Raw genomic sequence first — 21,376 nt, forward strand, 5'->3', positions numbered from 1 at the left:
CGCACACAACCCGCCCCAGGACGAGATGAACGATCGCACCTGCATCGTCACGCGCAAGCAAGCCGAGCCGGATGAGCTGATCCGTTTCGTCGTCGGCCCGGATTCGGCCGTCGTTCCTGACCTGAAGAGAAATCTGCCCGGCCGTGGTTGTTGGGTGAGCGCCGACCGCCTACATATCGACAAGGCGGCGGCGAAGAACCTGTTTGCCCGCGCCTTCAAGGCGCAGGTCGTCGTGCCGCCCGATCTCGGCGGCATGGTCGACGGACTGCTTGCACGATCCGCTTTGGGTATGCTTGGCCTTGCCCGCAAGGCTGGCTCGATCGCACTCGGCGCAACCAAGGTCGAGAGCGCGGTGCGCTCGGGGTTGGCGCTTTTCGTGCTCCACGCGAGCGAGGCATCCGACGATGGCGTGCGCAAGATCAGTCAGGCGCGGCGGGCAACTGTCCACCTCGGCGGGCCTGCAGTCCTTGCCTACAAACTTTTCTCCGAGGCCGAGTTGAGCTTGGCATTGGGGGGTACAAATGTGATACATGCTGCCGTTCTCGCGGGAGACGCGGGCAAGGCGGTTGAGAGGCGCATGGTTGCGCTCGACCGATATCGGGGCGGAACCCCCGACGATCTGGCAATGCTTGCGGCCGTTGCTGACGAAGATGATGCTGCAGAGGATATGGAATGAGCGATACGAAATCGGGCGACGATAAGACGTTGAGTGTTACAGCGAAGAAGACCTTGACGCTGAAGCGCCCCGGTACCGAGCAGAGCGTCGTGCGACAGAATTTCTCGCATGGCCGCACCAAGCAGGTCCAGGTCGAGATCAAGAAGCGCAAATTCTCCATGCCCGGCGACAAGCCGGAGCCGGTGGCTGCACCCGTATTTACGCCCAAGCCCGCGGTAGTGGCAGCCCCCGTCGTGCAGGAAGCGCCCAAGGCGCCGCCTCCGCCCCCGGCCGAACGCGGCGGCATGGTGCTGAACGAACTGTCGCGCAATGAAATGGAAGCGCGCCGCAGGGCGCTCGAAGGCTCCAAGGTTCGCGACGTCGAGGACCGCCAACGCGCCATCGAAGAGGCCAAGCGCCGCAACGAGGATGAGGAACGCCGCAAGCGCGAGCGCGAGGAATCCGCGCGCCGTCAGGCCGAGGAAGAAGCCCGCCTGCAGACCGAGGCCGAGTCCCGCCGCCGCGCCGAGGAAGAAGCGCGCCGCCGCGCGCCGCAGGCTGCCGAGCTTGTGGCATCGGACGACGAGGAAGAGGTCAAGCCGAAGCGCACCGCCGCCGGCGCCCCGGTACGCCGTCCGGTTACGCCCGAAGTGGCGCGCCCGGCCAAGCCGACCAAGGCCGAGGAAGACCGTCGTCGCGGCAAGCTGACCCTCAACACGGCGCTTTCCGACGAGGACGCGCGCGCCCGCTCGCTGTCGTCGATGCGTCGCCGCCAGGAAAAATTCAAGCGCGCGATGCATAATGAGCCGCGCGAGAAGGTTATGCGCGAAGTGATCCTGCCTGAAACCATCACCATCCAGGAACTGGCGCAGCGCATGTCCGAGCGCGCTGTCGATGTGGTCAAGTACTTCATGAAGCAGGGCCAGATCCTGAAGCCGGGCGACATCATCGACGCCGACACGGCCGAGCTGGTCGCCACCGAATTCGGCCACACGGTCCGCCGCGTCGCCGAGTCCGACATCGAGGAAGGCCTGTTCAACATTGCCGACAATGCCGAGGACCTGGTGTCGCGGCCGCCTGTCGTGACCATCATGGGCCATGTCGACCACGGCAAGACCTCGCTGCTCGACGCCATCCGCAATGCCAATGTCGTCTCCGGCGAAGCCGGCGGCATCACCCAGCATATCGGCGCCTACCAGGTCGAGAAGAACGGTCAGAAGATCACCTTCATCGACACGCCCGGTCACGCCGCCTTCACGGCGATGCGCGCCCGCGGCGCTCAGGCGACCGACATCGCCATCCTGGTGGTGGCGGCCGACGACAGCGTCATGCCGCAGACCATCGAATCGATCAGCCATGCCAAGGCGGCCGGCGTTCCGATCATCGTGGCGATCAACAAGATCGACAAGCATGATGCCGATCCGCAGAAGGTGCGGTCGGAACTGCTGCGCCATGAGGTGTTCGTTGAATCGATGGGCGGTGAAGTGCTGGACGTCGAAGTGTCGGCGACCAAGGGCACCAACCTCGACAAGCTGTTGGAAGCGATCCTGCTGCAGGCCGAAATCCTCGACCTCAAGGCCAATCCGGACCGTACCGCCGAGGGCGTGGTCATCGAAGCCCAGCTGGACAAGGGCCGTGGCCCCGTCGCCACCGTACTGGTGCAGACCGGCACTTTGATGCCGGGCGACATCCTCGTCGCCGGCAACGAATGGGGCCGGGTGCGCGCGCTGGTCAATGACCGTGGCGAGCAGATCAAGGAGGCGCCGCCGGCTATGCCGGTCGAGGTGCTCGGCCTGCAGGGCACGCCGCAAGCCGGCGACCGCTTCGCTGTCGTCAACAACGAGGCCCGCGCCCGCGAGATCACCGAATATCGCCAGCGTCTGGCGCGCGAGAAGGCAGTGGCTCGCCATGCCGGCCAGCGCGGCTCGCTCGAACAGATGATGTCGCAGCTGCAGACGAGCGGGTTGAAGGAATTCCCGCTGGTCATCAAGGGCGACGTGCAGGGTTCGATCGAGGCGATCAACGCCGCTCTCGACAAGCTTGGCACCGACGAGGTGCGTGCGCGCATCGTTCATGCCGGCGCCGGCGCCATCACCGAAAGCGACGTGTCGCTGGCGGAGACCTCGGGGGCCGCGATCATCGGCTTCAACGTCCGTGCCAACGTGCAGGCACGTGCGGCCGCGGCGGCCGCGGGCATCGAAATCCGCTACTACTCGATCATCTACAACCTCGTCGACGATGTGAAGGCAGCACTTTCCGGCCTGCTGTCGCCGGAACGCCGCGAGACCTTCATCGGCAATGCCGAGATCCTCGAGATCTTTGACATCACCAAGGTCGGCAAGATCGCCGGCTGCCGTGTCACCGAAGGCAAGGTCGAGCGTGGAGCGGGCGTGCGCCTGATCCGCGACAACGTCGTCATCCACGAAGGTACGCTGAAGACCCTCAAGCGCTTCAAGGATGAAGTCGCGGAAGTTCCGGGCGGCCAGGAGTGCGGCATGGCCTTCCAGAACTACGAGGACATGCGCGTTGGCGACATCATCGAGTGCTTCCGCGTCGAGATGGTGACCCGGACGCTCTGAGTTCGTATACTGTCGATACGACCGGGCGGTGGTCGAAAGACCGCCGCCCTAACTTTAATGCCTGTCGCCCAAAAGTGCGGGATAAACGACATGCATAGAACAAATATGAGACATGGCGGCACCGTCCGATCCCGCGCCTCACGCTTTCCGGATTGAGAAAAATGCCCCGTCCAACCGCCTCCAGCCCATCCCAGCGCATGCTTCGCGTCGCCGAACAGGTGCGCCATGCGCTGTCGGAAACCTTGCAGCGCGGCGAGATTATCGACCCGCTGATCGAGAACACCGTGGTTTCGGTCTCGGAAGTGCGCATGTCCACTGATCTGAGGGTCGCAACGGCCTTCGTTTCGCCGCTCGGCGCCAAGGACACGGGTGCGGTCATCGACGCGCTCAACAAGCACGCGAAGTTCGTCCGTGGCCGCGTCTCCGGCGCGCTCCGCCAGATGAAGTTCATGCCGGAGTTCCGCTTCAAGCTCGATACGTCCTTCGACAATTTCGCCAGGATCAACGATTTGCTGAAATCGCCGGAAGTCGCGCGAGACTTGGGTACCGATGGCGAAGACAACGACAAGGACGAGAAATAGTGGGGCGCCGCGGCAAGAAGAAGGGCCGGCCGATCTCCGGCTGGGTGGTGCTGGACAAGCCGGTTGGCATGGGTTCGACCGAAGCCGTCTCCAAGATCAAATGGCTTTTCCAGGCCGAAAAGGCCGGCCATGCCGGCACGCTCGACCCGCTGGCCTCTGGCATGCTGCCGATCGCGCTCGGCGAGGCAACCAAGACCGTGCCTTATGTGCAGGACGGCGCCAAAATCTACCGGTTCACCGTCGCTTGGGGCGAGGAGCGTTCGACCGACGATCTCGAAGGCCCGGTGACGCAAAGTTCCGACCGCCGCCCGGCGGAAGAAGATGTCAGGGCGCTGCTGCCGAACTACACCGGCGTCATCATGCAGACACCCCCGCAATTCTCGGCCATCAAGATATCAGGCGAACGCGCCTACGATCTCGCCCGTGGGGGCGAGACAGTCGACATCCCCGCGCGCGAGATCGAGATCGGCCGTCTGGACATCGTCGAGCACGCTGCCGACCACACTTTGTTCGAGGTCGAATGCGGCAAAGGCACCTATGTGCGCTCGCTGGCCCGCGACATGGGCCGCGACCTCGGCTGCTTCGGCCACATCGCCGAATTGCGCAGGGTCGAGGTCGAGCCGTTCACCCAGGAGGATTTCGTCACCGTCGCCGAACTGGAAGCCGCCCGTTTCGGCGAACAGCGCGAAGCTGACAAAGAGGGCGACGCCGATGTTGCCGACGCGCCGATCGACTTTGGCGCAATCGATGCGCTGCTCGTCGACACGGCCGCCGCGCTCGACTGCCTGCCCCAGATCGCCATCAGCGACGAAGCGGCGACGAAAATCCGCCTTGGCAATCCCGTCATCATCCGCGGCCGCGACGCGCCCGTGGAAGCCGAGGAAGCCTGCGCCACCGCGCGCGGCAAGCTTGTCGCCATCGGCGCCATCGAGCAAGGCATGTTCAAGCCGAAGCGGGTCTTTGCCGGCTGACCACTCTCGTCTAGTTTTACGTCGACGTCACATCCGAGGGGCACATGGCAAAGGCTGAGGCGGTGAAGAAGCGGGCGCCGGTGACAACGCGGCGGCCGCCGGTTGGCGCCTCGCCTGGCACGCTGATCGCCGATCCGGCGGCGCGACGGTCCGAGCTGCGCCTGACGCTGATTTCGCCTGAAAAATTCAAGACCATCAACGATGCCAGCATCGACGATCTCAACACCCATTGCGACAACTGGCCGGTCGTCTGGTTGGACTGCACCGGTCTCGCCAACATCCAGCTGATCGAGGAGATCGGCCGGATCTTCAACCTGCATCCACTGGCTCTGGAAGATGTCGTCAACACCGGCCAGCGGCCGAAGGTCGACTTCTTCGAGGACCACGCCTTCGTCGTCATGCGCATGATCGACGACGTCAAGGTGCATCGCTATGAGCAGATCGCGGTGTTCTTCGGCAAGAAATTCGTCGTCACCTTCCAGGAGCGCGAAGGCGATCCGTTCGGCCCCGTGCGCAAGCGCATCGCCGCAGCGTTGCCCAACCGCTTGCGGATGCGCGGCGCCGACTATCTGGCCTATGCGCTCATCGATTCCATCGTCGACAGCTATTTCCCGCCGATTGAGGCCGCGAGCGAGGAGGTCGATGGCATCGAGGACGAGATGCTCAACACGCCTCACAAGCATCAGATGCGCCAGCTGCACGAATTGCGGCGCGACGCCAATGTGCTCAAGGGCGTGCTGTGGCCGATGCGCGACGCGCTGGCGACGCTGATCCGCAACGACGTGCCCTATGTGAAGCCGGAGACGAAAATCTTCTTCAACGACACGCTCGACCACGCATTGCGGCTGATCGAGCTGGTCGAGAACCAGCGTGATATGCTGACCGGCTTGATCGAAATGCATTTGTCGCTGAGCCAGGCGCGCACTAACGACGTCATCTCTTATCTCACCATCGTCTCGGTGATCTTCATGCCGCTAACCTTCCTGGTCGGTATCTGGGGGATGAATTTCGATCCCGAGATCTCGCCGTGGAACATGCCGGAACTGAAAGCCTACTATGGCTACCCGGCTTCGCTGCTGTTCATGCTGGCCGTTGCTGTCGGGCTGATCGTCTTCTTCAAAAGCAAGAAGTGGCTGTAAGGTTTCGGTGTCAAGGGAATCCTGGATACCCGAGCAAAGGGCTGCGACAAGCCGGCTTTATGAATGGGCTGGTGTTTTCCGGGGAATTGCCCTATATGCGCCGCAGCATCGCGCCATGTCGCTTTGCTTGCACCGGCCCCTGCTGGACGACATCCCGGCTGAGGGCGACCCGTTTCCTCAAACAGATAAGGAAAAACACGATGTCGATTACTGCCGAGCGCAAACAGGAATTGATGGGTGAATTCGCAACCGCCAAGGGCGATACCGGGTCTCCGGAAGTCCAGGTGGCCATCCTTTCCGAGCGCATCAAGAACCTGACCGACCACTTCAAGGACCACAAGAAGGATAACCATTCCCGCCGTGGTCTGCTCGCTCTCGTCTCCCAGCGCCGCAGCCTGCTTGATTATCTCAAGCGCAAGGATGACGCGCGCTATCAGACGTTGATCGAGAAGCTCGGTCTGCGCCGTTGACGAATTGACCGGCGGGCTTTCGAAGGAGAGCCCGCCGGTCGCGCATTCTGCCAGTCGCATCGATTGGCCAGACCGGTTTCGAGCGCGCAGAGGCCACTCGAAACCGCCCATGGACGGTCATGGGGCAGGATTGCAGGACGCTCGTGCGCTAACCAGCGCCGAAATCTACCCGAGCTTCCCGTTGTCTTGCCCGTGGCTGCCCGAGAAAGGAAGCCAGGGAAAGGGCATCCGCGCACCGTGAAACGGCGCGGCCCTTTCCGCTTATTAAGGACAAGATATGTTCAACTACCACAAAGTGGAAATCGAATGGGGCGGCCGTCCGCTCATCCTGGAAACCGGCAAGATCGCACGTCAGGCTGACGGCGCGGTGCTTGCGACCTACGGCGAAACCAAGGTTCTCGCCACCGTCGTTTCGATGAAGGAGCCGAAGCCAGGCCTCGATTTCTTCCCGCTGACCGTCAACTACCAGGAAAAGACCTACGCCGCCGGCAAGATCCCCGGCGGCTACTTCAAGCGCGAGGGACGTCCGAGCGAAAAGGAAACGCTGGTTTCCCGCCTGATCGACCGCCCGATCCGCCCGCTCTTCGCCGACGGCTACAAGAACGACACCCAGATCGTCGTCACCGTCGTCCAGCATGACCTCGAGAACGATCCCGATATCCTGTCGATCGTCGCCACCTCGGCCGCTTTGACGCTGTCGGGCGTTCCCTTCATGGGCCCGATCGGCGGCGCCCGCGTCGGCTACATCAACGGCGAATACGTGCTCAACCCGCATGTCGATGAGATGCAGGAATCTAGGCTGGACCTGATCGTCGCCGGCACCACCGACGCCGTGCTGATGGTCGAGTCCGAAGCCAAGGAACTCGGCGAAGAGCTGATGCTCGGCGCCGTCATGTTCGGCCACAGGGGCTTCCAGCCGGTGATCGACGCCATTATCAAGCTGGCCGAAGTTGCCGCCAAGGAGCCGCGCGATTTCACGGCGCCGGACTACTCCGCGCTTGAAGCCGAAATGCTGAAGATCGTCGGCGACGAGCTCAGCAATGCCTACAAGAACGTCGACAAGCAGAAGCGTTACGCCGCCGTCGACGCCGTCAAGGCGAAGGTCAAGGCAGCGTTCGCTCCGGCCGAAGGCGAAGACGCCAAGTACACCTCCGAGCAGATCGGTTCGGTGTTCAAGGAACTCCAGGCCAAGGTCGTGCGCTGGAACATCCTCGACACCGGTTCGCGCATCGATGGCCGTGACCTCAAGACTGTCCGCAAGATCGTCTCGGAAGTCGGCGTCCTGCCGCGCACGCACGGTTCGGCGCTGTTCACCCGCGGCGAGACCCAGGCGCTGGTCGTTGCCACGCTGGGTACCGGCGAGGACGAGCAGTATGTCGATTCGCTGACCGGCATGTACAAGGAGAAGTTCCTCCTTCACTACAACTTCCCTCCCTACTCCGTCGGCGAGACCGGCCGCATGGGTTCGCCGGGCCGCCGCGAAATCGGCCACGGCAAGCTCGCCTGGCGCGCTATCCGTCCGATGCTGCCGAGCGCGGACCAGTTCCCCTACACGCTGCGCGTCGTCTCGGAGATCACCGAGTCCAACGGTTCGTCGTCGATGGCCACCGTCTGCGGCACATCGCTGGCGCTGATGGATGCCGGCGTTCCGCTGGCCAAGCCGGTTGCTGGTATCGCGATGGGCCTGATCAAGGAAGGCGAGCGCTTCGCGGTTCTGTCCGACATCCTGGGTGACGAAGATCACCTCGGCGACATGGACTTCAAGGTTGCCGGTACCGAAGGCGGCATCACCTCGCTGCAGATGGACATCAAGATCGAGGGCATCACCGAGGAGATCATGAAGATCGCGCTGGACCAGGCCAAGGACGGCCGCCAGCATATCCTCAGCGAGATGGCGCATGCTCTGACCGGCGCGCGCCCCGAACTCGGTGAGTTCGCACCGCGCATCGAGGTTATGCACATCCCGACCGACAAGATCCGCGACGTGATCGGCTCCGGCGGCAAGGTTATCCGTGAGATCGTCGAGAAGACCGGCGCAAAGATCAACATCGAGGACGACGGCACGGTCAAGATCGCTTCGTCGAACGCCAAGGAGATCGAGGCGGCCAAGAAATGGATCCATACCATCGTCGCCGAGCCGGAAGTCGGCGAAATCTACGAAGGCACGGTCGTCAAGACCGCCGACTTCGGCGCTTTCGTCAACTTCTTCGGTCCGCGTGACGGCCTCGTCCACATCTCGCAGCTTGCCAACGACCGGGTCGCCAAGACCTCGGACGTCGTCAAGGAAGGCGACAAGGTCTGGGTCAAGCTGATGGGCTTCGACGAGCGCGGCAAGGTCCGCCTGTCGATGAAGGTCGTCGACCAGGCCACCGGCAAGGAAATCGCCCGCGACAAGAAGGCCGAAGGCGAAGAAAACGCCGCCTGAGTGGTCTGACAATAGAGTTGAACGGGCGCGGCTTATGTCGCGCCCGTTTTCGTTTAATACCCGTCTACGACATGAGAATCGAAGAATGGCCGCTGAGCCGCTGAAGACACTGTTCCATCCCTTCGAGGCCGAGGGGCTCCCTCTGCCGCAAAAGGGCGAGCGTGTGTTGTTCCTGGGTGCGGAGCCCGGCTTCCGCTTGCCGGAAGGCTTCGAGGCAGAGCTCCATCTTGCACAGGGTTTCCGGCCGCATCTCCGAGCGCTGGAGCGTGCCGGTCACAAGGTAACGCCGCGCGCGGAAGGCGATGCATTCGATGCAGCGCTCGTGCTTGCCGGCCGCCATCGTGGGCTAAACGAGATGCGTATTGCCGAGGCGATCGAACGCGTCACGCCGGGCGGTCTGATCATTGTCGCCGGCGGTAAGGACGAAGGCATCGCCAGCCTGCGCAAGCGCATCGACGAGCTTGTCCCCATCGAAGGGCATCTGCCGAAATATCACGGCATCGCCTTCTGGCTTCGCCGTCCGGCCGATCTGGCGCCTGCGGAAAAACTGCGCGTCGCCAATCCCGCCTTGGTCGTAGAGGACCGCTTCCGCACCGCGCCTGGCATGTTCTCCTTCGACCGGATCGACGTCGGCTCGAAACTTCTGGTCGACAACCTGCCCAAAGACCTGCGCGGCAACATTGCTGATTTCTGCGCCGGCTGGGGTTATGTCGCCGCCGAGGTCGCGGCACGTTCATCCGGCATAACGGGGCTCGACCTTTACGAAGCGGATTTCGACGCGCTTGAGGCGGCCAAGGGCAATATCGGCCAGACAGGCTTCGAGCCCGGCTTCTTCTGGACCGATCTGCTGAGCGAGCCGGTCGAGCGGCGCTATGATGCCATCGTCATGAACCCGCCCTTCCATCGCAGCCGGGCGGCCGAGCCGGAAATCGGCGCCGGCATGATCCAGGCGGCGGGCAAGGCGCTGAAGCCGGGCGGGCGGCTGTTCATGGTGGCGAACCGCCAGCTGCCCTATGAGCCGGTTCTGAAGGCCGTCTTCTCCAGCCATGCCGAGCTCGCCCGCGACGGCATGTTCAAGGTTTTCTCCGCGCGCCGATAGGACGGTGCCGGTCACCTCAATGCATGCTGACGATGCGCGCCGGCTCGTGGACGGGAATGGTCGGTCTGATGTCGCCAGGCTTGATCTTGAGCGGCGCCGGCCTGCCGAACAGATAGCCTTGCACCATCTCGCAGCCGGCCGCTCGCAAAAGCGTCGCCTGGTTCTCGGTCTCGACGCCTTCGGCGATGATGCCGACGCCGAGCGCCCGCGACAGGCCAACGATGGTAGAGACGACGGCGCCCGAATTGGAATCGGTGTCGATGCGGCTGACGAAGGAGCGGTCGATCTTCAGCTTGCCGAAGGCGAAGTCGATCAGGTAGCTCAGATTGGAATAGCCGGTGCCGAAATCGTCGACGGCCACCGAAATGCCCATGTCGGCAAGCTGCTGCAGGATGATGGCGGCGCCTGCATCATCGCCGTCTCGGTCAGTTCGAGCTCCAGGCGCGACGGCTTGATGCCGGTGCTGGCCATCGTGTCGCGCACGATGCCGACGAAATCCTTGGTCATGAACTGGACCGGCGAGATGTTGACGGCAACGAAGCAGTCCTCGGGCAAATGACGGGCATCGCTGCAGGCCTTGTTCAGCACCCAATTGCCGATCGGGTGGATCATGCCGGTCTCTTCGGCGATCGGAATGAATTCCATCGGCGGGATCATGCCGCGTTCCGGGTGCTTCCAGCGGATCAGCGCCTCGTAGCCGACGACACGGCCGGTCGGCAGGTCGAGCTGCGGCTGGTAATGAAGGTCGAAATCGCCACGGGCGAAGGCGATGTGCAGTTCGGATTCGATCCAGTGGCGGTAGTCGGCGACCTGGCCCATGTCGGAATGGAAGACCGACCAGTTGCCCACGCCGCCGGCGCGGGCATTCTGCAGCGCCAGGTTGGAGCGGCGCAGGATGAGGACCGGATCGACGCCATCCTTTGGCATCGCCACGATGCCGACCGACAGGCCGACCGACTGCAGGTGAGAATCGAGCTGGTACGGCTTCAGCATCTCCTCGATCATGGTTTCGACGGTGCTTTCCATCGAGCTTTGGAGTTGGTGTTCCCAGACAAGGATAGCGAACTCGCCGGCGCCGATGCGCCCCATCACCGCGCCTTCGGGCATGCAGGCCTTCAACCGCTTGGTGAAGCCGCGGATCAGTTCGTCGCCATGGCTGTAGCCGATGGCGTCGTTGATCTGCTTGAAGCGGTCGATGTCGATGTCGATGAGGAACACCGGCTCACCGGTCCTGATCGTCGCGGACGCCGCGTCGGCAATCCTGCCGACCATCGCCGGCCGCGCAAAAAGCCCGGTCAGCTTGTCGAAATGGGTTTCGTTGAAAACGTAGTCCACCGATTCATCGACGCCGGCGAAGAAGGACAAGGCAGCACCGGCGGCGGCCAGCGCGCATAGCGCCGACGCGATGCCGATCATGGTTTCCGCCTGCATGTCGGCAAAGCCGTCCCCGAAACCATGCCGGAGGCCCCAAAGCCCAAGGATGAAACTGCCAAGGCCCGAACTGGCGACGGTGAGCAGCCGGAACACAGGTGTTCGCTTCGGGTTGCTGACAGCAGGCATTGCTCAGTCCCTGTCGCATGATCCCGAAATCAACTCGACTTCGGGAAATATCAAGCACAAATTCATAAAGGCTAAAGCATCCTTTGCGCCCAGCAAGAACGCGCAGAGCCCAAGCCCATAGGACTTCTAGCGGATATCTCCTTAAAATGAGTTTCCGCCCATGCATCTAATTTTACTGGTGAATTAATCGCGTACGCTGTCGGTCTGCTTCAACTCATCCAGGGTTGGCATCGACACGATGTGATAGCCGGAATCCACATAATGGATTTCGCCGGTGACGCCTGACGAGAGGTCGGACAAAAGATAGAGCGCCGAGCCGCCGACCTCGTCGATGGTCACCGTGCGGCGCAGCGGCGAGTTGCGCTGCTGGTAGGAGTACATGTGGCGGGCGTCCGAGATTCCGGCGCCGGCCAAAGTACGCACCGGTCCCGCCGATATGCCGTTCACCCGGATGCCGCGCGGGCCATAATCGTTGGCGAGATAGCGCACGCTGGCTTCCAGCCCGGCCTTGGCGACGCCCATGACGTTGTAGTTCGGCATGACGCGGACAGAGCCGGCATAGGTCAGCGTGATCATCGCGCCGCCTTCGCTCATCAGCGGGGCGGCATGGCGGGCGACCTCGGTGAAGGAGTAGCAGGAGATGACCATGGTGCGGACGAAATTGTCGCGGCTGGTGTCGGCGTAGAGCCCTTTGAGCTCGTTCTTGTCGGAAAAGCCGATGGCGTGGACGACGAAGTCGAGCCCGCCCCATTCCTTGCCGAGCGTCTCGAAGGTGGCGGCGACCGATGCGCTGTCCTCGACGTCACAGGGCACCACCAGAGACGCGCCAAGCTTCTCGGCAAGCGGCTTGACGCGGCGCCCGAATGCGTCGCCCTGATAGGTGAAGGCAAGCTCCGCTCCGTGTTCGGACAATTTCCTGGCGATGCCCCAGGCGATCGAATGATCGTTGGCGACGCCCATGACAAGCCCGCGCTTGCCCTTCATCAGTCCGTCCATGGCCGGCAATCCCCCTACAAAAAAACGCTGGCCTTATGCGGAATAGCGCTGGAAAATCAGCGTTGCGTTGGTGCCACCGAAGCCGAACGAGTTGGACAAAACCGTGTCGATCCTGGCGTCGTCGATGCGCTTGCGCACGATCGGCATGCCCTCGAATTCGGGATCGAGGTTTTCGATATGGGCGCTCTCGCCGATGAAGCCGCCTTGCATCATCAGGATCGAGTAGATCGATTCCTGTACGCCGGCGGCACCAAGGGAATGGCCGGTCAGCGACTTGGTCGAGGTGATGAACGGCATCTTGTCGCCGAACACCTCTCGGATGGCGCCCATTTCCCGGGAATCGCCGACCGGCGTCGAGGTGCCGTGGGTGTTGATGTAGTCGACCGGCGCGGACACCGTCGCTAGAGCCTGGCGCATGCAGCGCACCGCGCCTTCGCCCGACGGCGCCACCATGTCGTAACCGTCCGACGTCGCGCCATAGCCGACGATCTCAGCGTAGATCTTGGCGCCGCGCGCCTTGGCGTGTTCGAGCTCCTCCAGGATGAGGACGCCCGCGCCGCCCGCGATGACGAAGCCATCGCGATTGGCGTCATACGCGCGGGAAGCTGTTGACGCCTTGTCGTTATACTTCGACGACATCGCCCCCATGGCATCGAACAGGTCCGACATCGTCCAGTCGAGGTCCTCATGGCCGCCGGCAAACATCACATCCTGCTTGCCCCACTGGATCAGTTCGTAGGCGTTGCCGATGCAATGCGCCGAGGTCGAGCAGGCCGACGAGATCGAATAGTTGACGCCGTGGATCTTGAACCAGGTGGCGAGCGTCGCCGACGCGGTCGACGACATCGCCTTCGGCACCGCGAACGGACCGATGCGCTTGGGGCTGTTGTTCTTGAGCGTGGTCTCGGCAGCCTCGACGATGGTGCGGGTCGAGGGGCCACCCGAGCCCATGACAATGCCGGTGCGCTCATTGGTGATGTCGCTTTCGCCAAGCCCGGCGTCGGCGATCGCCTGGTCCATCGCGACATGGTTCCAGGCCGCGCCCTGGCTCAGGAAGCGCATGGCGCGCCGGTCGATCATAGGGGTCGGGTCGAGCGTCGGCGCGCCCCAGACCTGGCAGCGGAAGCCGTGTTCGGCGAAGGAATCGGAGAAGCTGATGCCTGATTTGGCATCGTGGAGCGAGGATTGCACCTCGTTGGCGTTGTTGCCGATCGACGATACGATGCCGAGGCCTGTGACGACGACCCTTCTCATTCGCAACTCCTTCCAGCGGATGATCCCGAAACCCTAGTCGGTTTTCGCCGGCGATCATACGCAAAACCAAAATGCCGCAGCGTCGTTGCGCGTCCGGGAACGCCCTGCTGCAGTGGCGCCGGTCAGGCGGCCGATTGCTTGGACAGCCCCACTTTGAGGTCTGTCGCCGCGTATATGGGTTCGCCGTCGGCTTTAAGCCAGCCATCGGCGATGCCGAGAACCAGGCGTCCGCGCATGACGCGCTTGAAATCGATGCCGTATTCCACTTTCTTGACCGAAGGCGTCACCATCCCCTTGAACTTCACTTCGCCGGTCGACAGCGCCATGCCCTTGCCCGGCTCGCCGAGCCAGCCGAGGTAGAAACCCGTCAATTGCCACATGGCGTCGAGGCCCAGGCACCCCGGCATGATCGGATTGCCGATGAAATGGCAGGCGAAAAACCACAGGTCCGGCTTGATGTCGAATTCGGCGCGGATGAAGCCCTTGTCGTGGGCGCCGCCGGTCTCGCTGATCTCGGTGATGCGGTCGAACATCAGCATCGGCGGATAGGGCAGCTGGGCGTTGCCGGGTCCAAACAGCTCGCCGCGGGCGCAGGCAAGCAATTCCTCATAACCGTAGCTGGATTTCGAACCCGCCATATGTCTCGTCCCCATAATGTCCCGGGCGGTGGGGCGCCCTTGTCGTTGGTTTCCTAACACAATCCCTTTCGGTCCGGAAACCGGCGTTTGCGCTTAACCCGCCCGTCTGCCCGGGTCAATGCGCGCTCTCGCATCGGCCCGAAATCGATCTCGATTCCGGAAAGCACGATGCGACGCCAAAAAAGCGATAGAGCGCACTTAGTGCGTCCAACTGGACGCACGTCGCTCTATTGATCGTATTCCGCCAACAGAATATATGTCGGGAGGTATCCAGTTTCGGTTGATGACGTTTTTTCGCCACTCTGGGCGTGTCTTGAGGCAGAACTGTGGGCTTGGACGGATAGATGGATCTGGGCGGCCGGAAGGAAAATGTCGCTGTGGACAAGCGGGTTCGCGAAGCCGGCCTTAGGCCGACACGCCAACGCATTGCGCTGGCCGATCTGCTGTTTGCCAAGGGCGACCGCCACCTTTCGGCCGAGGAACTGCATGAAGAGGCGGTCGCCGCCGGCGTGCCGGTCTCGCTCGCCACCGTCTACAACGCGCTTCACCAGTTCACCCAGGCCGGCCTGCTGCGCATCCTGGCGGTCGAGGGGTCCAAGACCTATTTCGACACCAACACCTCCGATCACTATCATTTTTACATCGAAGGCGAAAACAGGATCTTCGATATAGAAAGCGGTCCGGTGACCGTCTCCAACCTGCCGGAGCCACCCGCAGGCATGGAGATCGCCAATGTCGACATCGTGGTGAGGCTGCGCCCGAAGCGCAGCGTTTAAGCCCCAACCCGTGAAACCTGTCGATTTTGCAATCCGGCTCGAATGGGTTGCGGTCGCGGTCGTGGCTATAGTCGCCTATGCCGCGTCAGGCGTTTCCTGGTGGCTGTTCGCCCTGCTTATTCTGGCGCCCGACCTGTCGATGCTGGGCTATCTCGCCGGGGCACGGATCGGCGCTGTCGCTTACAACGCGTTGCACATCCTGATCGTCCCGCTGTTGCTGGCCCTCGCCGGATATGTTCTGGCCAATTCGACGGGGACCGCGATTGGTCTGATCTTGATCATCCACATCGCCGTCGACCGCGCGCTCGGCTACGGTCTCAAACTGTCGACCGGTTTTCAGGACACCCATCTCGGCCGTATCGGCCGTTAGGCCTCCAGCAATCTCAATTCTTGACGTGCTCGCCGGGATAGGCGCCCCACACCTGCGACTGGGCGATCCAGCCGGTGTGGCCGTCGAAGGTCATTTCGCACCACTGGCCATCGCAGGTTTTGATCGTGCCCGTAACGCCCGGCTCGATGATGGCGATGACGCTGGCGTCCTTATCGGCATCGTCGAGCAGATTGATTCGGCCACCTTTGGTGCGTTGCCAAGGGGCGACGATCGCGGTCCGGCGGCCGGACAGCAGCGACTGGTTGATCCAACCCTCCGAGCCATCGGCATCGCGCACCCGCCGCCAGGTATCGAATTCCTGGATGATTTCCATCGGCAGGCCGGCCTTTGTGTACATCCAGTCGACGGAATAGTTGGCGCCGGGGCCAACGCGCGAGTTGACGCGAGCCGATTTCAGGCTGACGAAACGCGGCAGCGGCAGGCCGCTCGGCCCGAGCGTGACCGTCTGCACAGGTGCGGCGGCACCTTGCGCCGCGGCTTGCGGGGAATGCAGGAGAGCGCCGAGAAGCGCTGCGCTGAGGATCAGGCGAAGCGACGCGAAACCAGACACTTTCATTCCTTTCGGCGCGTGCCCTTTGGTCCGGGCGCCCCTTTTTCTTTGTCTTCGGCGGCACCGCTTGTTACAGGAGTGGCAGGCACCGCGACCGGTATTCAGTTTCGCCTGTCTTGGTTAAAGAGGTCTCAACGAGATCGGGTTCGAGGAAACAATGGCAGGCAAAAAACGGCCTCTCGTCGTCATCACGCGCAAGCTGCCCGATCCGGTCGAGACCCGCATGCGCGAACTCTTCGACGCCAGGCTGAATGTCGAGGACCGCCCGATGACGCAGCCGGAGCTGGTCGCGGCGATCAAGGAAGCCGATGTGCTGGTGCCGACCATCACCGACCAGATCGATGCGGCGCTGATTGCCCAGGCCGGCGACAATCTCAAGCTGATCGCCAATTTCGGAAATGGCGTCGACAAGATCGATGTGGCGGCGGCGGCCAGGAAAGGCATTACCGTCACCAACACGCCGAACGTGCTGACCGAGGATACGGCCGACATGACCATGGCGCTGATGCTGGCCGGCCCGCGGCGGCTGGCCGAAGGCGCCAATGTGCTCACCAGCGACAAGAAATGGGCCGGTTGGTCGCCGACCTGGATGCTCGGCCGGCGCATCTGGGGCAAGCGCCTCGGCATTGTCGGCATGGGCCGCATCGGCACCGCTGTTGCCAGGCGCGCCAAGGCTTTCGGCCTGTCGATCCACTACCATAACCGCCATCGCGTGCTGCCGGCGGTCGAGGAAGGGCTTGAGGCGACCTACTGGGAAAGCCTCGACCAGATGCTTGCCCGCATGGACATCATCTCGGTCAATTGCCCGTCGACGCCGGCGACCTTTCATCTGCTTTCGGCGCGGCGCCTGGCTCTGCTTCAGCCCACCGCCTATGTGGTCAACACCGCGCGTGGCGACATCATCGACGAGGAAGCGCTGGTCAAGCTGATCCAGGACGGCAAGATCGCCGGCGCCGGCCTCGACGTCTACGAGCACGAACCGGCGCTGAACTCGAAACTGCTGAAGCTTGCCGCGAAGAACAAGGTCGTGCTTTTGCCGCATATGGGTTCGGCGACGATCGAGGGCCGCATCGACATGGGCGAGAAGGTGATCATCAACATCCGCGCCTTCTTCGACGGCCACCGGCCGCCGGACCGCGTGCTGCCGCTACGGACTTGAAGCGGGCCGCGTTCAGGATGCGGTTGTGAGGGCGCCATCCGCCGCGACACTCACACGCTTGCCGCGATAGGCCTCAAAATCGTCGCGCTCGAGCCTGAGCGCTACCGGCGTCGGCCAGCCCATTTCCCTGGCCACGATCAAGCCAAGCAGCAGGATCGCGTCCGGCTCGTGCAGCACGAGTGCCGTCGGCGCATGGCCATTGTGGACGAGTTCCATCAGCACGGCTGACGCTGAGGACGAGCCGATCGTGCCGGGCAGGAACAGCACACGCCCGGAAATGGTCTCGCCATGATGCGGGTGACGGACATCGGCGATGCGGCCGCTCTTCGGATCGACGCCACCCCAGAAGCTGATTGGCGCGGTCAGCACCAAGGCCAGTCCTTCGCCTCCGCTGCCCGGCACCAGTATGTCGGCTGCAGCATTCATGCGGCGATGTCCGTAAACCTGGGCTTACCGGCAACCGCGCTTTCCACGCAGTCGGCCAGCGAGCCGTAAAGCACGGCGTAACCGGTATTGCCCGGCGCGTAGTGCGCGAATTTTCCCGAATTGGTCATCAGCACGCCGCCGGCCAGATCCGGCAGGATCGGCGTCACCACCACGCAGGTGTCGGCGACGATGATGACGCCGCTGGCTTCGAGCATCTTGCGCTTGCCGTTCTGCTCCAGCCTGGTGAGCACGTGGCGGCCGGTGCAGGCGTAAATCGGCACGCTGAGCCGCCGCCCGCCAATCAGCCGCTCAAGTGCATCGAATTCGGCCAAAGACAGATGCGGACTGCCGATCGCCACGGCATCGATGGCGGTCTGCGTGGCTGCGGTGGACAGGCCGGCGCGGGCCTTCATGGCCATCTCCGGCGTTACGCGGATCATCGTTTCCGGCCTGCCGCCCACCAGGATGGTCTCGGCGTCGGGCGCCTCGGGCGTCACGCCGGCAATGTGGAACAGGCCGACGGCGCCCGACGATGCCGCAGCCGCGCCGAAGGCCTTCAGCGCATCCTCGCCGGGATGGCTGAATATGCCGGTGACGACGCCGATCGCATTGCCGACCTCACGGCCGTAGAGGTTGCCCAGCACCGGCCAGGCGATCTCGGAGCCAAGGAACGAGGCGGATAGGCCGGACACATCGAACAACAGCCGTGCCTGCCGGTTCTCGGGGCGATGCAGGCCGTAATCCGGCGCGCGGCCCGATATGGCGCAGGCGATGTCGAGGAAGTCGCCATAGCGGTTGGTGCGTGCCCCCAGAACCGAATTGCAGAACACCACCGCGTTGGATTCACCCCAGGCGACATCGCTGCCAAGCGCCGGCCTGTGGCCGGCCTGATAGGGCGCGCAGGTCCAGCTCTGCTCGCAGCCCAGTTTGCGGTAGGCCTCCATCATTCGTCGCGCCATGCCGCGCGCCGGCTCTTCGAGGCGCACGCGCGAGCAGCCCATCAGGTCGAGCGCGCCGACATTGAGCGTCGAGCGCACCGCGACCCTGGCGCCGCTATCGACCAGCCTTTCGGCAAACAGCGTGCCGGAATCGCCGTGATAGAGCGCGCCGTCTATATGCGTCGAGGCGATCGGGATAAGTCGCGGCGCGCCGAGCAGCGCAGCGCTTTCGGCAACGATGCGCATCGCCATCGCCGCCCCGTCATGGCCGGAGGCGACTGTCTGCTCCTGTGAGCTGAGTGCAAGGCTCACGCCAACTCCTTGCGCAAGGTGATCGAGGTCGGCCGGTCATAGCCGTCATGCGCGGTGCGTTCAGTCTCGCGAAAGCCGAGACCGGCAAAGGTTGCATGATTTACGGTCAGTTCGATTCGCGTCTGCAGTTCGATGGCCGGTTTGTTCCGGCTGCGGGCGAGAAATTCGACAGCCTGCATCAGCCGCCTGCCGATGCCTTGCCCTTGAAGCTCAGGTTCGACGGCGAGCTTGCCGATGTAGAAATCATCGGCTCTCTCCAGCGCGAAAACGCAGCCGGCGATCCTGTCATCCTGCAGGGCCAGCAACACGGTCTCTCGGCCAGCCTTGTCCCTGAGGTTTCCGGCGTTCAGCAGATGTGCCGAGGAGGGCGGGTCGATGACGCCGTCCATCGGTGCAAAGGCGCGCATGATCAGGCTGAGCAGTTCGTCCCAGCGCTCGAAATCGGAGGCAAGCTGCGTAACAAGGACGCTGGTGGACCGATCCATAAGCTCAGTTTCTCTTGTAACGGATCGTGTCGAAGCGCGCCGACAGTGCATCGTAGAGCAGCAGCCGGCCGACCAGTGGCTCGCCGATACCGGTGATCAGCTTGATGGCTTCCATTGCCTGCAAGGTGCCGATGACGCCGGTCAGCGCACCGACGACCCCGGCCACCGCGCAGGACGGCACCAGTCCTTCCGGCGGCGCTTCAGGAAAGAGGTCGCGATATCCAGGGTTCGGTCTGCCGTCGGCGCCGGTCCCGAACGGCATCAACACCGTCACCGAGCCGTCGAAGCGGCCGACGGCGGCATGCACGAGCGGCCGCTTTTCCGCCGCGCAGGCATCCGCCACCACATAGCGCGTCTCGAAATTGTCGGAGCCGTCGACGACCACGTCGTAGCGCGCGACGAGAACGGCAGCATTGTCGGCCGTCAGCCTGAAATCGTGCAATTCCACCGCGACATGGGGATTGATCCGGGCGATCGCTGCTTTGGCGCTCTCGGTCTTCGCCGCGCCGACAGTATCGGTGGCGTGGATCACTTGCCGCTGCAGATTGGACAGCGAGACAATGTCGTCATCAACGATGCCAAGTGTGCCGACGCCCGCGGCAGCGAGATATTCCAGCACCGGTGCGCCGAGGCCGCCGGCGCCGATCACCAGCACCCGTGCGCGCTTCAGCCGCTGCTGGCCGGCGCCGCCGATCTCGGGCAGCACGATGTGGCGGGCATAGCGTTCGAGTTCTTCGTCGGTGAGGGCGGCAGGGGTCATTGCCCGACCATATAGCGGAGCAAAAACCTTGTCAGGTCTCTTCGGTTGGCCCAACCGTGCCGTGGTCGACGGTGAGGAACTGCGCGCGTCCCCTCAGGCTGGAAAACAGCGCGGCGTCGGTTCCGGTCATGAAGGCCTGGCAGTTCAGCTCCTCCAGGATCGAGAACAGCGCGGCGCGCCGGCCGGCATCGAGATGCGCGGCAATCTCGTCGAGCAACAGGATCGGCGTCATCGCCGACATCTCGCCGGTCAGCCTTGCGTGCGACAACACGATGCCGACCAGCAGCGCCTTCTGCTCTCCGGTCGAGCAGAGTTCGGCCGGCATCGCCTTGGGGCGGTGGCGCACCAGTAGATCCGAACGGTGCGGGCCGTCGAGCGTGCGTCCGGCGGCGCGGTCGCGCTCGCGGCCGTCGGCAAGGGCGTCGCGATAGCGTTGCTCGACATCCACAGCGGGTGCTGAGGCGACATGGCTTTCAAGGTCGCCGAAGAGGCTGATGTCGGCTTGCGGAAACGGCCCGCTGGACGGCAACCTGTCGATCATGGCGGCCAGCAGGCGCACCAGCTCGGCGCGCGCCGCGGCAATCGCCACGCCGGTTTCGACCATTTGCATCTCGATGGCGTCGAACCATGCGCCGTCTCGCGAACCTTCCGTAAGCAATCGGTTACGTCCGCGCATCGCCTTCTCATAGTCGAGCGCGCGCTGGCCGTGGCCGGGATCGATCGCAAGCACCAGCCTGTCGAGAAAGCGCCGCCGGTCCGCGGCAGGCCCCGGGAACAGGCCGTCCATGGCCGGCGTCAGCCAGACCACGCGCAGCCATTCCAGCATGGCGTCGGCCGACCGTGCCGGCGCGCCATTGATGCGCACCTTGCGACCGCCCTCGCCGGCCGCTTCACCCCCGGTGATGCCGGTGCCGATCTCGACCTGCCCCTCCGGCCCGTCGAGCCTTGCGTGCAGCGCAAAGCCGCCATCGCCGCCTTCGCGGGCCACGTCGACATAGGGCGCCCGGCGCAGGCCGCGGCCAGGCGTCAGCAGCGAGATGGCTTCCAGGAGATTGGTCTTGCCGGCGCCATTGTCGCCGGAAAACACCACCGCGCCGGGTGAAAAGCCGATCGACAACGCCGCATAATTGCGGAAATTCGTAAGTGTGAGCTTACTTATGTGATTTTGTTCCGGCAACCGCTATCCGCCTATAGAAGTCGCCGCAATCACTA

Annotated in this window: 20 protein-coding genes and 1 pseudogene; 11 read left to right on the top strand and 10 right to left on the bottom strand. The window is 63.5% G+C overall.

The features are described from left to right. Nucleotides 1-25: 25 nt before the first annotated feature. The 8 genes from NKJ88_RS10000 (at nt 26) to NKJ88_RS10035 (ending at nt 9,919) form a co-directional block, all read left to right on the top strand. Nucleotides 26-676 carry an RNA-binding protein gene (locus NKJ88_RS10000; protein ID WP_023755160.1) on the top strand — a complete coding sequence of 217 codons (651 nt, stop codon included), beginning with the start codon at nt 26-28 and terminating at the stop codon, nt 674-676. Next, nucleotides 673-3,234 carry a translation initiation factor IF-2 gene (infB, locus tag NKJ88_RS10005; protein ID WP_352444005.1) on the top strand — a complete coding sequence of 854 codons (2,562 nt, stop codon included), beginning with the start codon at nt 673-675 and terminating at the stop codon, nt 3,232-3,234. The genes NKJ88_RS10000 and infB overlap by 4 nt, the downstream gene beginning before the upstream one ends. Nucleotides 3,235-3,395: 161 nt before the next feature. After that, complete coding sequence (gene rbfA / locus NKJ88_RS10010) at nt 3,396-3,815, top strand: 30S ribosome-binding factor RbfA (protein ID WP_023692585.1); 420 nt, start codon at nt 3,396-3,398, stop codon at nt 3,813-3,815. Next, a complete protein-coding gene (gene truB / locus NKJ88_RS10015; RefSeq protein WP_023692584.1) occupies nt 3,815-4,786 on the top strand; it encodes a tRNA pseudouridine(55) synthase TruB in 972 nt (323 codons plus the stop codon). Before rbfA ends, truB begins: the two co-directional genes overlap by 1 nt. A 44-nt stretch (nt 4,787-4,830) precedes the next feature. Further along, nucleotides 4,831-5,925, top strand: coding sequence for a magnesium/cobalt transporter CorA (corA, locus tag NKJ88_RS10020; RefSeq protein ID WP_352444006.1), 1,095 nt, complete (start codon nt 4,831-4,833; stop codon nt 5,923-5,925). Between the two features lie 95 nt (nt 5,926-6,020). Further along, the gene (gene rpsO, locus NKJ88_RS10025) at nt 6,021-6,395 is read left to right on the top strand and encodes a 30S ribosomal protein S15 (RefSeq protein WP_280790898.1); all 375 of its coding nucleotides are present in this window, start codon (nt 6,021-6,023) and stop codon (nt 6,393-6,395) included. A gap of 277 nt (nt 6,396-6,672) precedes the next feature. After that, nucleotides 6,673-8,820, top strand: coding sequence for a polyribonucleotide nucleotidyltransferase (gene pnp / locus NKJ88_RS10030; protein WP_023688738.1), 2,148 nt, complete (start codon nt 6,673-6,675; stop codon nt 8,818-8,820). An 85-nt stretch (nt 8,821-8,905) separates the two neighbouring features. Continuing rightward, complete coding sequence (locus NKJ88_RS10035; protein ID WP_023818822.1) at nt 8,906-9,919, top strand: class I SAM-dependent methyltransferase; 1,014 nt, start codon at nt 8,906-8,908, stop codon at nt 9,917-9,919. Nucleotides 9,920-9,935: 16 nt separating this feature from the next. On the opposite strand, the pseudogene NKJ88_RS10040 reads toward NKJ88_RS10035, so the two are convergent. The 4 genes and pseudogenes from NKJ88_RS10040 to fabA all read right to left on the bottom strand — a co-directional run bounded on the left by NKJ88_RS10040 (nt 9,936) and on the right by fabA (nt 14,367). Further along, nucleotides 9,936-11,479 (bottom strand): annotated as a pseudogene (locus NKJ88_RS10040) (putative bifunctional diguanylate cyclase/phosphodiesterase). Between the two features lie 183 nt (nt 11,480-11,662). Then, nucleotides 11,663-12,475 (bottom strand): enoyl-ACP reductase FabI, encoded by an 813-nt coding sequence (gene fabI / locus NKJ88_RS10045; RefSeq protein WP_023669564.1) that lies wholly within the window; start codon nt 12,473-12,475, stop codon nt 11,663-11,665. Nucleotides 12,476-12,508: 33 nt separating this feature from the next. Then, nucleotides 12,509-13,729, bottom strand: a complete 1,221-nt coding sequence (gene fabB / locus NKJ88_RS10050; protein WP_023682004.1) for a beta-ketoacyl-ACP synthase I — start codon at nt 13,727-13,729, stop codon at nt 12,509-12,511. 122 nt (nt 13,730-13,851) lie between these two features. Continuing rightward, entirely contained in the window at nt 13,852-14,367 is a 516-nt protein-coding gene (gene fabA, locus NKJ88_RS10055) for a 3-hydroxyacyl-[acyl-carrier-protein] dehydratase FabA (protein ID WP_023669566.1), read from the bottom strand. 344 nt (nt 14,368-14,711) lie between these two features. On the opposite strand from fabA, the gene irrA reads away from it, so the two are divergent. Continuing rightward, nucleotides 14,712-15,143 (top strand): iron response transcriptional regulator IrrA, encoded by a 432-nt coding sequence (gene irrA, locus NKJ88_RS10060; protein WP_352444007.1) that lies wholly within the window; start codon nt 14,712-14,714, stop codon nt 15,141-15,143. 10 nt (nt 15,144-15,153) lie between these two features. Beyond that, complete coding sequence (locus NKJ88_RS10065; protein WP_352444008.1) at nt 15,154-15,513, top strand: DUF4260 domain-containing protein; 360 nt, start codon at nt 15,154-15,156, stop codon at nt 15,511-15,513. 13 nt (nt 15,514-15,526) lie between these two features. On the opposite strand, the gene NKJ88_RS10070 is transcribed toward NKJ88_RS10065, so the two are convergent. After that, nucleotides 15,527-16,084, bottom strand: coding sequence for an SH3 domain-containing protein (locus tag NKJ88_RS10070; protein WP_023669569.1), 558 nt, complete (start codon nt 16,082-16,084; stop codon nt 15,527-15,529). A 157-nt stretch (nt 16,085-16,241) separates the two neighbouring features. Between NKJ88_RS10070 and NKJ88_RS10075 the strand changes: the two genes are divergently transcribed. Beyond that, on the top strand, nt 16,242-17,243 hold the full coding sequence (locus tag NKJ88_RS10075) for a 2-hydroxyacid dehydrogenase (protein ID WP_023669570.1): 1,002 nt from the start codon (nt 16,242-16,244) through the stop codon (nt 17,241-17,243). Between the two features lie 12 nt (nt 17,244-17,255). Here the strand turns inward: NKJ88_RS10075 and NKJ88_RS10080 are convergent, their stop codons facing one another. Genes NKJ88_RS10080 through recF form a run of 5 tightly spaced genes read right to left on the bottom strand, consistent with a single transcriptional unit; the run spans nt 17,256 to nt 21,341 of the window. Next, nucleotides 17,256-17,669 carry an aconitase X swivel domain-containing protein gene (locus NKJ88_RS10080; protein WP_023669571.1) on the bottom strand — a complete coding sequence of 138 codons (414 nt, stop codon included), beginning with the start codon at nt 17,667-17,669 and terminating at the stop codon, nt 17,256-17,258. Beyond that, the gene (locus tag NKJ88_RS10085; protein ID WP_023669572.1) at nt 17,666-18,919 is read right to left on the bottom strand and encodes an aconitase X; all 1,254 of its coding nucleotides are present in this window, start codon (nt 18,917-18,919) and stop codon (nt 17,666-17,668) included. The genes NKJ88_RS10080 and NKJ88_RS10085 overlap by 4 nt, the downstream gene beginning before the upstream one ends. Beyond that, on the bottom strand, nt 18,916-19,404 hold the full coding sequence (locus NKJ88_RS10090; protein WP_023669573.1) for a GNAT family N-acetyltransferase: 489 nt from the start codon (nt 19,402-19,404) through the stop codon (nt 18,916-18,918). Before NKJ88_RS10090 ends, NKJ88_RS10085 begins: the two co-directional genes overlap by 4 nt. A 4-nt stretch (nt 19,405-19,408) precedes the next feature. Further along, nucleotides 19,409-20,164: a molybdopterin-synthase adenylyltransferase MoeB gene (locus NKJ88_RS10095; protein WP_023740762.1), complete on the bottom strand. Its 756-nt coding sequence runs from the start codon at nt 20,162-20,164 to the stop codon at nt 19,409-19,411. Nucleotides 20,165-20,195: 31 nt separating this feature from the next. Then, nucleotides 20,196-21,341 carry a DNA replication/repair protein RecF gene (recF, locus tag NKJ88_RS10100; RefSeq protein WP_023669574.1) on the bottom strand — a complete coding sequence of 382 codons (1,146 nt, stop codon included), beginning with the start codon at nt 21,339-21,341 and terminating at the stop codon, nt 20,196-20,198. Nucleotides 21,342-21,376 lie beyond the last annotated feature (35 nt).

Origin of the sequence: Mesorhizobium sp. M0016, from assembly GCF_040324035.1 — a bacterium.
Lineage (GTDB): Bacteria > Pseudomonadota > Alphaproteobacteria > Rhizobiales > Rhizobiaceae > Mesorhizobium.

What these genes read in the sequence shown, in the direction of transcription:
- NKJ88_RS10000 (WP_023755160.1), top strand. Translation starts at nt 26, where the DNA reads ATGAACGATCGCACCTGCATCGTCACGCGCAAGCAAGCCGAGCCGGAT.
- infB (WP_352444005.1), top strand. Translation starts at nt 673, where the DNA reads ATGAGCGATACGAAATCGGGCGACGATAAGACGTTGAGTGTTACAGCG.
- rbfA (WP_023692585.1), top strand. Translation starts at nt 3,396, where the DNA reads ATGCCCCGTCCAACCGCCTCCAGCCCATCCCAGCGCATGCTTCGCGTC.
- corA (WP_352444006.1), top strand. Translation starts at nt 4,831, where the DNA reads ATGGCAAAGGCTGAGGCGGTGAAGAAGCGGGCGCCGGTGACAACGCGG.
- rpsO (WP_280790898.1), top strand. Translation starts at nt 6,021, where the DNA reads ATGCGCCGCAGCATCGCGCCATGTCGCTTTGCTTGCACCGGCCCCTGC.
- pnp (WP_023688738.1), top strand. Translation starts at nt 6,673, where the DNA reads ATGTTCAACTACCACAAAGTGGAAATCGAATGGGGCGGCCGTCCGCTC.
- NKJ88_RS10035 (WP_023818822.1), top strand. Translation starts at nt 8,906, where the DNA reads ATGGCCGCTGAGCCGCTGAAGACACTGTTCCATCCCTTCGAGGCCGAG.
- fabI (WP_023669564.1), bottom strand. Translation starts at nt 12,475, where the DNA reads ATGGACGGACTGATGAAGGGCAAGCGCGGGCTTGTCATGGGCGTCGCC.
- fabB (WP_023682004.1), bottom strand. Translation starts at nt 13,729, where the DNA reads ATGAGAAGGGTCGTCGTCACAGGCCTCGGCATCGTATCGTCGATCGGC.
- fabA (WP_023669566.1), bottom strand. Translation starts at nt 14,367, where the DNA reads ATGGCGGGTTCGAAATCCAGCTACGGTTATGAGGAATTGCTTGCCTGC.
- irrA (WP_352444007.1), top strand. Translation starts at nt 14,712, where the DNA reads ATGGATCTGGGCGGCCGGAAGGAAAATGTCGCTGTGGACAAGCGGGTT.
- NKJ88_RS10075 (WP_023669570.1), top strand. Translation starts at nt 16,242, where the DNA reads ATGGCAGGCAAAAAACGGCCTCTCGTCGTCATCACGCGCAAGCTGCCC.
- NKJ88_RS10080 (WP_023669571.1), bottom strand. Translation starts at nt 17,669, where the DNA reads ATGAATGCTGCAGCCGACATACTGGTGCCGGGCAGCGGAGGCGAAGGA.
- NKJ88_RS10090 (WP_023669573.1), bottom strand. Translation starts at nt 19,404, where the DNA reads ATGGATCGGTCCACCAGCGTCCTTGTTACGCAGCTTGCCTCCGATTTC.
- NKJ88_RS10095 (WP_023740762.1), bottom strand. Translation starts at nt 20,164, where the DNA reads ATGACCCCTGCCGCCCTCACCGACGAAGAACTCGAACGCTATGCCCGC.